Raw genomic sequence first — 11842 nt, 5'->3', positions numbered from 1 at the left:
CGCAGGACAACGCAGATTGCCCGGCCGCCCCACCAAAGGAGACTAGACATGGCCAAGCAAAATGAAGCCGCGGTACGCAAAGTCGTCACTGCGTCGCTGATCGGCGCCACCATCGAGTGGTACGACTTTTTCCTGTATGGCGTCGTCGCGGGCATTGTGTTTAACAAGCTGTACTTTCCCACCGGAGACCCGCTGGTCTCCACCATGCTGGCCTACACCACCTTCGCGGTCGGCTTCGTGACCCGGCCGCTGGGCGGACTGATCTTCGGCCACTTCGGCGACCGCATCGGCAGAAAAAGCATGCTGGTGATGACGCTGATGATCATGGGGGTCGCCACCTTCCTGATCGGCCTGGTGCCCACCTACGACAGCATCGGCATCTGGGCGCCGATCCTGCTGCTCTTGCTGCGGGTGTTCCAGGGCATAGGCCTGGGCGGCGAATGGGGCGGCGCGGTGCTGATGGCCTACGAATATGCGCCTCCCGAAAAGAAAGGCTTCTATGCGTCGCTGCCGCAGATCGGGCTGGCAATCGGACTGTGCCTGGCCTCGGGCACGGTGGCGCTCCTGTCCACCCTGCTGACCGACGCGCAGTTCATGGCCTGGGGCTGGCGCATCGCCTTCCTGGCCTCGGCCGCCATGGTGATGGTGGGCATGTACATCCGCCTGAACATCAAGGAGACGCCGGAGTTCACGGCGGTCAAGGCCAACAACGCCGAAAGCCGCATCCCCTTCATGGACATGATGAAGCGCTATCCCGGCAATGTCGTCAAGGGCATGGGCGCGCGCTACATCGATGGCGTGTTCTTCAATGTGTTCGGCGTGTTCTCGATCTCATTCCTGACCCAGACGGTGCAGATCACGCGGACCGAGGCGCTGATAGGCGTGATGGCCGCGGCGCTGGTGATGTGCTTTTTCATCCCGTTCTTTGGCCGCCTGTCCGACCGCATCGGCCGCACGCGCGTCTATTTCTGGGGATCGCTCATCACCGCCGCCGCATCCTTCCCGGGCTTCTGGCTGATGATCAACAGCGGCGGCAATGTGATGCTGATCTGGCTGGCCATCATCATTCCCTTCGGCATCCTCTACGCCGCCATCTACGGGCCGGAGGCCGCGCTGTTCTGCGAGCTGTTCGACGCCAAGGTGCGCTACACCGGCATCTCGTTCGTCTATCAGTTCTCGGGGATTTTCGCGTCCGGCATCACGCCCATCATCGCCACCGCGCTGCTCAAGACCGGCGGCGGCCAGCCTTGGCTGATCTGCCTGTACGTACTGTTCGCGGGCGTGGTGTCGGCCTTCTGCGCCTGGCTGATCGGACGTGGCAAGCAGCCGGCCGGACAGGACGACGCGGCCCAGCCGGCCATGCCCAGCGCGGGGCTGCGCAAGGCATGAACCGGCCAGGCCGGCGGCTCAATCAAGCGCGGCTTGCGGCCCCCGCGCCGCCGGCCAGCCGCCGCCCAGCGCCTTGAACAGGGTCGCCAGCGCGGCCTGGCGCTGGGTGCTGACGTCGATATAGGCCAGCTGGTCCGTGTAGGCGCTGCGCTGCGCGTCCAGGTAGCGCAGGTGGCTGTCCACGCCGCCGCGGTAGCGCGCTTCGGACAGGCGCATGGCCTCCAGGCTGGATTGCGCCAGCGCGCGCCGCGAGGCCTCTTCGCGGCGCAGCGTATCGGTCGCCGCCAGCGCGTCGGAGACTTCCTTGAACGCTGTCTGGATCGTCTTTTCGTACTGCGCCACGGCGATGTCCTTGCGCACCGTGGCCAGGTCCAGATTGGCGACGTTGCGCCCGCCGGCAAAGATCGGCAGCGTGATCTGCGGCATGAACGACCAGGCGCGCTGGCCGGAATCGAACAGGCCGGACAGGTCCGCGCTGGAACTGCCATACAGACCGGTCAGCGAAATGCTGGGAAAGAACGCCGCCCGCGCCGCGCCGATGCTGGCGTTGCGCGATTGCAGCTGATGCTCCGCGGCCAGGATGTCCGGCCGGCGCTCCAGCAGCTCGGACGGCGCGCCCGCGGCGATCTCCTGCACCAGCAGCGGCGCCTCGACCAGCCGCTGCGGCAGGTACGGCGACAGGTCGCTGATCCCCACCAGCAGGCCGAGCGCGTTGCCGGCCTGCCGGACCTCGCGATCCATGCGCTCCTGCTCCGCGCGCGCCTGCTCGGTCAGCCCCAGGGCTTCCTGGTAGTCCAGCGCGGTGGCGGTGCCCGCCTGGCGCCGCTTGACGATGAGTTCCAGCGAGGCTTCGCGGCTGGCGAGCGTCTGGCGCGTGACCAGCAGGCGGCGCTGCGCGCTGTCGCGGGCCAGATAGGCCTGGATCACTTCGGCCACCAGGCTGATCTGCGCGCCGCGCGCCGTGGCCTCGGTCGCCAGGTATTCCTGCAGCGCCGCGTCCGACAGGCTGCGCACCCGGCCGAACAGGTCGATCTCGAACGAGGTCAGGCCCACCCCCGCCTGATAGCTGCTTTGCACGCCCGCGCTGCCCGTGCTGCTCAGGTCGCCCGGCACGCGCTGGCGCGTGCCGCTGCCCTGCGCATTGATGCCCGGCAGCCGGTCCGCGCGTTCGATGCGGTACTGCGCCCGGGCCGCTTCTATGTTCAGCAGCGCCTGCCGCAGATCGCGGTTGTTCTCCAGCGCCAGCTCCACCAGCTTGCGCAGGCCGTCGTCGGTGACGAAGGATTGCCAATCCAGCGACGCCGCGGTGGACGGCTGGGACGCGGCGCCGGCCGCGGTCTGGCTCCAGTGGTCGCCCACGGGCGAAGCCGGCCGTTCATAGGTGGGCGCCAGCGAGCATCCGGCCAGCGCCGCGCTCAGGGCCAGCGCGGAAAGCCGCAAGGGAAAGAAAGTCTGCATCATGAAATCACTCCCCAATCGTGCCCGGCGCGGCAGCGGGCACGGACGAGGACTTGCCCCATTTGCGCGACACCAGCGACAACACCCACACGAAGAAGATAGGTACGAAGATCACGCCCAGCAGCGTGGCGGTCAGCATGCCGCCGATCACGCCCACGCCGAGTGCGCGCTGGCTGGCCGCGCCGGCCCCCGTCGCCAGGGCCAGCGGCACCACGCCCAGGATGAACGCCAGCGACGTCATCACGATGGGGCGGAACCGCAGCTTGGCGGCCTGGATGGCGGCGTCGGCCAGGGTATGGCCCTGCTCGCGCAGGCTCTTGGCGAACTCCACGATCAGGATGGCGTTCTTCGCCGCCAGGCCGATGATCGTGATCAGGCCCACCTTGAAGTACACGTCGTTGGACATGCCCAGGAGCGTCACCGCCAGCACCGAGCCCAGCGCGCCGATCGGCACGATCAGCATGACGGACGCCGGAATCGCCCAGCTTTCATACAGCGCGACCATCAGCAGGAACACCACCAGGAAGGCCAGCGCGAACAGCATGGGCGCCTGCGCGCCGGCGAACTTCTCCTGGTAGGACAGGCCCGTCCACTCGTAGCCGATGCCATCGGGCAGCTCGGATACGATCCGCTCGATCTCCGCCATGGCTTCGCCGGTGCTGTGCCCCGGCATTGCGTCGCCCGCGATCTTGAAGGCGGGGTAGCCGTTGTAGCGCGAGATCTGCACCGGCCCGGTTTCCCAGTCGGTCTTCACGAACGCGCTCAAGGGCACCATGCCGCCCGACTTGTTCGGCACGTTCAGCTGCAGGATGCTCTCGGGCGTCATGCGGTCGCGCACGTCGGCCTGCACCACCACGCGCTGCAGGCGCCCGGCGTTGGCGAAGTCGTTGACCGTGGCCGAGCCATAGGCCGAGGAGATCGCCGTGCTGATCACGTCGAACCCCACGCCCAGCGCCTCGGCCTTCTGGCGGTCGATGTCCAGCCGCAGCTGCGGCGCGTCCGCCAGGCCTTCCATCATGGCGTAGGCGATCACGGGCGAGCCGTTGGCCTTGGCCAGCAGCTGGTCGCGCGCTTCGGTCAGCGCGGCCCGGCCCAGGCCGCCCCGGTCCTGCAGCCGCAGGGCGAAGCCGCCCGAGTTGCCCAGGCCATCGATGGGCGGCGGGTTGACGGCCATGATGCCGCCATCGTCGATCACGGCGAAGCGTTCGTTCACGCTATTGGCCACGTCGGCGGCGGATTGGCCCTTGCCGCGCTCGGACCAGTCCTTGAGCGTCGGAAATGCGATGCCCGCGTTCTGGCCGGTGCCGGAAAAGCTGAAGCCCATCACGGTAAAGGCGTCGCCCATGGCGTCCAGCGACATCAGGTGCTGTTCCACGTCGGCCACGACCTTGTCCGTGCGCGTATGCGTCGCGCCCGGCGGCAGCTGCACGTCGACAATGACATAGCCCTGGTCTTCCGGCGGAACAAAGGATTCCGGCACGCGCACATACAGCACGCCCAGCACCGCGACGATGGCCACGTAGATCACCATATAGCGGCCGGTGCGCTTGACCAGCCGCGAGTTCAGCGCCTCGAAGCGCCCCGTAAGCCGGTTGAACACGCGGTTGAACGCGCCGAAGAAGCCCTTCTTTTCCTCGTGGTGGCCCTTGGGGATGGGCTTGAGGAACGTCGCGCACAGGGCCGGCGTGAACGTCAGCGCCAGAAAGCCCGAGAACAGGATCGACACCGCCAGCGACAGCGAGAACTGCTGGTAGATCACCCCCACCGAACCGCTCATGAACGCCAGCGGCAGGAAGACCGCGGACAGCACCAGCGTGATGCCGACGATGGCGCCGGACACCTGTTCCATCGCCTTGACCGTGGCCTCGCGCGGCGACAGCCCTTCCTCGGCCATGATGCGCTCCACGTTCTCGACCACCACGATGGCGTCGTCCACCAGGATGCCGATGGCCAGCACCATGCCGAACATCGTCATCATGTTGACCGAGAAGCCCAGCACCGACATCACGGCGAAGGTGCCCAGCAGGCACACCGGCACCACGATGGTCGGGATCAGCGTGTAGCGGAAGTTCTGCAGGAACAGGAACATCACCAGGAAGACCAGCACCATGGCTTCCAGCAGCGTATGCACCACCTTCGTGATCGCCACGCTGACAAACTGCGACGTGTCGAACGGCACCGAGAACGCCACGTCCTCGGGGAACGAGGCGGACAGTTCCTGCAGCCGCGCCTTGACGGCCTTGACCGTGTCGATCGCGTTGGCGCCGGGCGCAAGCTGCACCGCCGCGCCCACCGCCTTCTTGCCGTTCAGGCGGGTTTCGAAGTCGTAGCTCTGGCGGCCCACTTCCAGCCGCGCCACGTCCGCCAGGCGCACGGACGAACCGTCGGCATTGGCGCGCAGCACGATCCTGCCGAATTCCTCGGGGTTGTCCAGCGTGCCCTTGACGGCCAGCGTGGCGGTCAGCTCCTGCTCGGGCGACCCCGGGCGGCTGCCGAAGCTGCCTGCCGGAACCTGCACGTTCTGCGCGGCGATGGCCGCGTTGACGTCGGCCACCGACAGGCCCAGGCCCAGCAGCTTTTGCGGATCGATCCAGACGCGCATCGCCGCTTCGGCGCCAAAGAACTGCACCTTGCCGACGCCGTTGACCCGGCGGATCTCGTTGTTGATGTGGCGGGCGGCGTAGTCGGACAGGCCCACCACGTCCTTGTGCGCATCCTCGCCCTTATAGGTCAGGGCGTAGATCATCAGGAAATTGGAGCTGGCCTGCTCGACTTGCAGCCCTTGCTGCGTCACGGCCGTGGGCAGGCGCGCTTCCGCCTTCTTGATGCGGTTCTGCACGTCCACCTGCGCCAGGTCGGGATCCATGCCCGGCTGGAAGGTGACCGTGATTTCAGCGCTGCCGCTGGAACTGCTGGACGACTCGTAGTACAGCATGTTCTTGGCGCCGTTCAGCTCCTCTTCGATGACGCTGGTCACCGAGTCGACCAGCACCGTCGCGGACGCGCCCGGATAGGTGGCGGCGATCGTCACCTGGGGCGGCGCCACCACCGGAAACTGCGATACCGGCAGCGACGGAATCGCCAGCAGGCCGGCGAGCGAAATGAAGATGGCCACCACCCAGGCGAAATTGGGGCGGCCAATGAAAAACTTGGACATGTTCTATCCTCGGGAATGCGCGCGGCGCGTCTTGGGCCGGTCAGTTCGCGGCATGGGCTGCGGCATCGCTGGCGGAGGCGACCTTCGCCTGGGCTACGGGAGTCACGCTGACTTTCTGTCCGGGCACGGCGGCGTTGACGCCGCCGACAATGACCCGGTCGCCGGGGGCCAGGCCCTCGGTGATGTGCCAGTCGCCCCCGCGCATCGTGCCGGTCTGCACGGCGCGGCTCTCCACCACGTCGTCCTGGCCCACCAGCAGCACCTGCGGTTTGCCATCGGTGCTGCGCGTGACGGCGCGCTGGGGCACGAGGATCGCCGCCGGGTCCACGCCCTGCTGCGTCTGCACGCGCACATACATGCCCGGCAGCAGCAGCACGTCCGGATTGGCGAACTCGCCGCGCAAGGCCACCTGGCCGGTGGTCCGGTCCACGGCGATGTCCGAGAACAGCAGGCGGCCGTCGCGCTTCTGGTCGGTGCCGTCGATGGTGATGGAGATGTTGCTGCCCTCGCCCAGGCTGCCGTTCTGCATGGCGCTGCGCATGCGCAGCATGTCGCCCACCGGCTGGTTGAAGTCCACGTAGACGGGATCCAGCTGCTGGATCTTCGCCATCACCGTGGCTTCGTTCTGGCCCACGAGCGCGCCTTCGGTCACCTGCGCGCGGCCGATGCGTCCGGATATCGGCGCCTTGACGGTGGCGTAGTCCAGGTTCAGCTGCGCGGTTTCCACATCGGCCTGAGCCGAGCGGCGCGCCGCCTGGGCGCTCTTGAGCGTGGTGGTGGCGGTATCGAAATCCTGCTGGCTGACGGCTTCGATCTTGACCAGCGGCGCGTAGCGCCGGACGATGGCCTGCGCGTCGGACACGGCGGCATCCGCCTTGGCCAGTTCGCCCTGCGCGCGCGACAAGGCCGTCTTGAAGGGCGCCGGATCGATGCGGAACAGCACGTCGCCCGCCTTCACGTCCGCGCCTTCTTCGAAGTTGCGGCTGAGCACGATGCCGGCCACGCGGGCGCGCACTTCGGCCACCCGCATGGGCTCGACCCGTCCAGGCAGTGCGCTGGACAGCGTAAAGCGCTCGGGCTGCACTGCCAGCACTTGCACGGGCCGGGGTCCGGGCGCCTGCGGCTGCGCGTCCTGGTCCCCGCCGCATCCCGCCAACAACATCGCCGTCAGCAACACCGCCAGGGGCAGCCGCCTTTCTTTACTCAACATCATTTGATACCCCCGCCTGCGGCGATTTGAACTCAATAAGACGCCAATGGTACCTGGATAATTGATTTGAATCAATATTGATTCAAATGGCTCGTAAGTTTCTTAATTTGTCCATTAACAAGTCTTTACTTGATAAATCGGCGAAAGTTTGTACAAACTGAATCAGCCATGATTCAATATCGCTCAAGAGGAAGTACCAACACATGACGGGGAGGCAGGCAATGTCTGATGATGCGGGGCACGAGCGGCTGTTGGTCGCTCTGGCATTGGCGATGGTGGATCAGCCGCGGGCGACCTTGCAGGAACTGGCCAAGGCCGTCGGCGTCAGCAAGGCGACGCTATACCGCTTCTGTAAGACGCGGGACCAGCTGGTGCTACGCCTGATGACGCATTGCGCCCAGGTAATGAAGCAGGCGCTGGCGGACTCGCACCTGGAATCGGCTGCGCCGCGTCAGGCCCTGCGCAGCCTGATCGAGCAGCACCTGGCCCACAAGGAACTGACGGCTTTCCTGATCTACAACTGGAAACCCGACACCGAGCTGGAGCCCGACATCATGAACAGCTGGTCCGGCTACCAGGAGACGCTGGACGCGTTCTTCCTGCGCGGGCAGCGCGAAGGCGCCTTTCGCGTGGACATCACCGCGGCCGCGCTCTGCGAATTATTCATTGCGGTGATCACCAGCATGGTGGATGCCGAGAGGCGCGGGCGCGTCGCCCGGCTGGGCATTGCCCAGGTGGCCGAGCAGATGATGCTGCATGGCATCGCGGCCGAACCGGCCCGCGCCCCGGGCTAGCGTGCCCCGGGGCTGACAAGAGGTCCGGCCGGATCGGGTTCAGGCGGCCGCGACGGGGCGGCCGTAGAACGGATAGTTGGGGTCGTTGTAGCCGTGCGTAGACGCATGGCCTGGCGTGACCCAGCCGTCCACCACGGATTCGTCCTCGGGCGTGATCTTCACCTCCAGTGCCGCGTAATAGTCGTCCATCTGCGCCAGCGTGCGCGGGCCCGCGATGACGGCGGTGACGATGGGGTTGGCCAGCACCCAGGCGGTCGCGAAATGGCCTGCCTGCACGCCGCGCGAGGCGCTGTGCTGCACCAGTTTTTGGGCGATCTGCAGGGATTCCTCGCGGAACTCGGTGGCCAGGATGCGGCGGTCGCCGCGTCCGGCGCGGGAATCCGCCGCCGGCGCCTGGCCAGGCAGGTACTTGCCCGTCAGCACGCCGCGCGCGATCGGGCTGTAGGGCACCACGCCCAGGCCGTAGTGCTTGCAGGCCGGCAGGATCTCGACTTCAGGCCCGCGGTTCAGCATGTTGTAGTACGGCTGGCACACGACCGGCTGGGGCACGCCCATTTTTTCGCACAGGCGCATCACCTCGGCGATGCGCCAGCCGCGGAAGTTCGACAGGCCGAAACTGCGCAGCTTGCCCGCGCGGATCAGGTCGCCCAGCGCCCACAGCGCCTCTTCCAGATTTTCTTCGTGGTAGTCGCGGTGCAGGTACAGGATGTCCATGAAATCCGTGTCCATGCGCGACAGGCTCTGCTCCACGCCGCGAATGAGCCATTGGCGCGAGTAGTGCGCCAGGTTCGGGCCGCGGCCGACGGGGTTGCCGATCTTGCTGGCCAGCACCCAGTCATGGCGCTGCCCTTTCAGCAGCTTGCCCACGACCTCTTCCGAACGGCCTTCGTTGTAGACGTCCGCGGTGTCAATGAAATTCAGGCCATGGTCGCGAGCCGACGCGACGATGCGCGCGGCCTCGTCATCGGGCGTTTGCTCTCCGAACATCATGGTGCCCAGGCATAGCGGCGATACCCGGAGATTGCTGGTTCCCAGTCGGCGGTAATTCATGGCGTGATTCCCTTGGCGGATGATGAGGTCTGGATGTTACCCCCGAGCCTGGGCGTCAGCCAGCCATGGAGAAAACCCTGGCATCGGGAACGTAGCTCCCCGCATAGTCATCCAATGGTCAGGTACGCGCAAAAGGAGCAAACCCATGCTGAACTATGCCGTCGTGATATTTGCGGTCGCCGCCGTTGGCGGCCTGGTGCTTGCCGCGCATGTGCTGCGCAACAAGTTCGCCCCCTGGGCGGTGTCTTTGCTGCACGCGCTGCTGGGCGCGGCGGGTCTGATCCTGCTGATCACGCTGCTGGTCCAGGGCAATGCGCCGCAGCAAGTGATGATCGGCTTCGTACTGCTGCTGGTGGCGGCGCTGGGTGGGTTTTTCCTGGCCTCGTTCCATGCGCGCAAGAAGCTGCCGCCCAAAGCCGTGGTGCTGATCCATGCAGGCGTCGCCGTCGCGGGCTTCCTGACCCTGGCAAGCGTGCTGTTGTGATGCCGCGCCATCCCCTGCATCCGGCGCTGGTGCATTTTCCCATCGCCTGCTGGTCGCTGGCGGTGGCGGCGGATTTCGCCGGGCTCTGGTTCGGCGAGACCGCCTGGCGCTGGTCGGGCGGACTGCTCGCGGTGGGCTGCATCACGGCGCTTGCGGCCATGCTCGCGGGCATGTTCGAACTGCCCCGGGTGCCCGAAGGCCCGGCGATGCGAGTGGCCTATTGGCACATGGGAACGATGCTGCTTGCCGGCACGCTATTCACCGTCCGCCTGTTGCTGCGGCTGGAGGACCTGCGCCCGCTGCAGCCCGACACGCTTTCCTTGCTGTTGGACGCGGCGGGCTTCTTCTGCCTGGCGGTGGGCGGCTGGCTTGGCGGCACGCTGGTTTATCACCACGGCGTCGGCCGCTCCGGCAAGTAGGTCGAAAGAGGCCCCGGAGACCCTATGCCAAACCCTCAGCACCAGACGCCGGCGCCCATTTCGCCCCAGACCACCGACGCCGAGCTCGTGTCGCGCGCGGCGCTGGGGGACGAAGCGGCTTTCGAGGCGATCATGCGGCGCAACAACCGCCTGCTGTTCCGCACCGCGCGCAGCATCCTGAAGAGCGACGGGGAGGCCGAGGACGCGCTTCAGGAAGCCTATCTGCGCGCCTGGCGCGCCCTGAAGGACTTTCGTTCCGAGGCCAGGCTCTCGACCTGGCTGGTGCGGATCGTCGTCAACGAGGCGCTTGCGCGCCTGAAACGAAAGGACGCGCAAGTCATACCACTGGATGCCGCCATGACCTCCATCGACCCCGACATTCAAGCGTCGCTGACGGACCATCCCGATCGCCGGCCGGAGCATTCCGCGATGCGCGCCCAGATGCGCAAGCTATTGGAAGACCGCATCGATCTGCTGCCCGAGGATTTCCGCACCGTCTTCGTCCTGCGCGCGGTCGAGGAAATGAGCGTCAAAGAGGTTGCGCTGGCGCTGGCCATACCCGAGGCCACGGTGCGAACCCGATTTTTTCGCGCCCGGGGCATATTGCGCGAAGGCCTGGCCAGCCAGATCGACGTCGCGCTGAACGACGCCTTCTCCTTCGATGGCGCACGCTGCGATCGCATCATCGCGGGCGTGTTCGCCAGGGCAAGCGCCGAGGGCTCGTCGCCCCAGGATATCTGAGGCCTCCGGGACGGGGCGGCAAGTGCCAGCCCGCCACCCGAAGGCGCCAGACACGGTCCCGCGAGCGTCAGGCGCCGCTTGCGTCCACCGCCGCCAGGATCTTTCCGAACAGCTCGTCCGCGTGCGCGGAATTAAGCCAGCGCACGATCACCACCATCTTGCGTTCCGGTTCGACCCAGGTGAACGAGCTGCCGGCCCCGACACCGAAGAAACTGGACGCCGGCACGCTGGGAAACACGCGGCCTTCGTGGTTCAGCCAGATCAGGTAGCCGTAGTACGGCGCGATCGCGCACGGCGTGCGCATGGCTTGTATCCACTCGCGCGAGAGGACCTGGCGGCCGTTGGCCTGGCCGTCGTTCAGCAGCATCTGGCCGATCAGTGCCTGATCCCTGGCGCTGATGGACATGCCCCCGCCCCAGTGCGAGCCGCCCGGCACGGACGGCATGCGCTGGCCGTCGATCTCGACCCAGGCGTCGTCATAGCCCACCCATTGCCAGTTTTCGCTTGCGCCGATGGGGCGCGTGACGGCTTCGCGGAACACCTCGGGCAGCGGCTTGCGGAACAGGTGCAGCAGCGCATAGGACAGCTGGTTGATGCGCACGTCGTTGTATTCCCAGTACGTGCCGGGACGCTGCAGGGGACGCGCATCGCCCTTCTTGCCGTCGGGCGGCACGCCGAAGGTCACCGCGCGGTAGCGGTCGGCCTGGTCCGACACCCCGAAGCGCTCGCCTTCCCATTCGCTGGTCTGCTGCAACAGGTGGCGCCAGGTGATGCCGGCGTTCTGGCCGTCGTCAAAGCCGATGCCCGGCACGCGCTTGCCCACGGGCTCGTCCACGTCGGGCAGCAGGCCGCGGTCATGCGCCACGCCGGCCAGGATGGCCAGGTACAGCTTGGCGACGCTGAAAGTCAGGTCGGCCCGGTCGGGCTCGCCCCAGGAAGCCACCGTCTTGCCGTCGACCACCACCACGCCCGACACCGGGCCGCGGTCATGGATCGGCCCCAGCAGGCGGTTCCAGGGCGGCGGATCGTTCAGATGCACGCCAAAGTTGCCCTTGACGCTGCGGTCCCAGGCGGATTCGTGGTCGTTGGCGAACTGGATCGCCTGCTGCATGAGCGTATTCATTGGTTCCCTCGTCGTTG

General features: G+C 66.7%; 10 protein-coding genes. 5 read left to right on the top strand and 5 right to left on the bottom strand.

The window, feature by feature from the left end:
* Window positions 1-48 precede the first annotated feature (48 nt).
* Complete coding sequence (locus HLG70_RS05290) at window positions 49-1389, top strand: MFS transporter (RefSeq protein ID WP_171663609.1); 1341 nt, start codon at window positions 49-51, stop codon at window positions 1387-1389.
* An 18-nt stretch (window positions 1390-1407) separates the two neighbouring features.
* On the opposite strand, the gene HLG70_RS05285 is transcribed toward HLG70_RS05290, so the two are convergent.
* From HLG70_RS05285 to HLG70_RS05275, 3 genes are read right to left on the bottom strand one after another with little or no spacing between them, the layout of a single operon-like run.
* Window positions 1408-2850: an efflux transporter outer membrane subunit gene (locus HLG70_RS05285; RefSeq protein ID WP_171663610.1), complete on the bottom strand. Its 1443-nt coding sequence runs from the start codon at window positions 2848-2850 to the stop codon at window positions 1408-1410.
* Window positions 2851-2854: 4 nt separating this feature from the next.
* Window positions 2855-6004: an efflux RND transporter permease subunit gene (locus HLG70_RS05280; protein ID WP_171663611.1), complete on the bottom strand. Its 3150-nt coding sequence runs from the start codon at window positions 6002-6004 to the stop codon at window positions 2855-2857.
* Between the two features lie 40 nt (window positions 6005-6044).
* The gene (locus HLG70_RS05275; protein ID WP_419144794.1) at window positions 6045-7217 is read right to left on the bottom strand and encodes an efflux RND transporter periplasmic adaptor subunit; all 1173 of its coding nucleotides are present in this window, start codon (window positions 7215-7217) and stop codon (window positions 6045-6047) included.
* Window positions 7218-7435: 218 nt separating this feature from the next.
* Between HLG70_RS05275 and HLG70_RS05270 the strand changes: the two genes are divergently transcribed.
* On the top strand, window positions 7436-8008 hold the full coding sequence (locus HLG70_RS05270) for a TetR/AcrR family transcriptional regulator (RefSeq protein WP_171663612.1): 573 nt from the start codon (window positions 7436-7438) through the stop codon (window positions 8006-8008).
* Between the two features lie 39 nt (window positions 8009-8047).
* Here the strand turns inward: HLG70_RS05270 and HLG70_RS05265 are convergent, their stop codons facing one another.
* Window positions 8048-9058, bottom strand: coding sequence for an aldo/keto reductase (locus HLG70_RS05265; RefSeq protein ID WP_171663613.1), 1011 nt, complete (start codon window positions 9056-9058; stop codon window positions 8048-8050).
* A 145-nt stretch (window positions 9059-9203) separates the two neighbouring features.
* Between HLG70_RS05265 and HLG70_RS05260 the strand changes: the two genes are divergently transcribed.
* The 3 genes from HLG70_RS05260 to HLG70_RS05250 are packed head-to-tail and all read left to right on the top strand — an operon-like array spanning window position 9204 to window position 10702.
* The gene (locus HLG70_RS05260; RefSeq protein WP_171663614.1) at window positions 9204-9542 is read left to right on the top strand and encodes a hypothetical protein; all 339 of its coding nucleotides are present in this window, start codon (window positions 9204-9206) and stop codon (window positions 9540-9542) included.
* Entirely contained in the window at window positions 9542-9961 is a 420-nt protein-coding gene (locus HLG70_RS05255) for a DUF2231 domain-containing protein (RefSeq protein ID WP_171663615.1), read from the top strand. Before HLG70_RS05260 ends, HLG70_RS05255 begins: the two co-directional genes overlap by 1 nt.
* A 24-nt stretch (window positions 9962-9985) precedes the next feature.
* Window positions 9986-10702 carry an RNA polymerase sigma factor gene (locus HLG70_RS05250; protein ID WP_171663616.1) on the top strand — a complete coding sequence of 239 codons (717 nt, stop codon included), beginning with the start codon at window positions 9986-9988 and terminating at the stop codon, window positions 10700-10702.
* Window positions 10703-10769: 67 nt separating this feature from the next.
* Here the strand turns inward: HLG70_RS05250 and HLG70_RS05245 are convergent, their stop codons facing one another.
* Window positions 10770-11825, bottom strand: a complete 1056-nt coding sequence (locus tag HLG70_RS05245) for a serine hydrolase domain-containing protein (protein ID WP_171663617.1) — start codon at window positions 11823-11825, stop codon at window positions 10770-10772.
* Window positions 11826-11842: the final 17 nt, after the last annotated feature.

Source organism: Achromobacter deleyi, from assembly GCF_013116765.2.
GTDB lineage: Bacteria > Pseudomonadota > Gammaproteobacteria > Burkholderiales > Burkholderiaceae_B > Achromobacter > Achromobacter deleyi_A.
The sequence above is the reverse complement of the archived record's forward strand: the minus strand, read 5'-3'. Positions and strand labels throughout refer to the sequence as shown.

Coding starts and splice junctions, on each gene's coding strand:
- HLG70_RS05290 (WP_171663609.1), top strand. CDS start 49: ATGGCCAAGCAAAATGAAGCCGCGGTACGCAAAGTCGTCACTGCGTCG.
- HLG70_RS05285 (WP_171663610.1), bottom strand. CDS start 2,850: ATGATGCAGACTTTCTTTCCCTTGCGGCTTTCCGCGCTGGCCCTGAGC.
- HLG70_RS05280 (WP_171663611.1), bottom strand. CDS start 6,004: ATGTCCAAGTTTTTCATTGGCCGCCCCAATTTCGCCTGGGTGGTGGCC.
- HLG70_RS05275 (WP_419144794.1), bottom strand. CDS start 7,217: ATGATGTTGAGTAAAGAAAGGCGGCTGCCCCTGGCGGTGTTGCTGACG.
- HLG70_RS05270 (WP_171663612.1), top strand. CDS start 7,436: ATGTCTGATGATGCGGGGCACGAGCGGCTGTTGGTCGCTCTGGCATTG.
- HLG70_RS05265 (WP_171663613.1), bottom strand. CDS start 9,058: ATGAATTACCGCCGACTGGGAACCAGCAATCTCCGGGTATCGCCGCTA.
- HLG70_RS05260 (WP_171663614.1), top strand. CDS start 9,204: ATGCTGAACTATGCCGTCGTGATATTTGCGGTCGCCGCCGTTGGCGGC.
- HLG70_RS05255 (WP_171663615.1), top strand. CDS start 9,542: ATGCCGCGCCATCCCCTGCATCCGGCGCTGGTGCATTTTCCCATCGCC.
- HLG70_RS05250 (WP_171663616.1), top strand. CDS start 9,986: ATGCCAAACCCTCAGCACCAGACGCCGGCGCCCATTTCGCCCCAGACC.
- HLG70_RS05245 (WP_171663617.1), bottom strand. CDS start 11,825: ATGAATACGCTCATGCAGCAGGCGATCCAGTTCGCCAACGACCACGAA.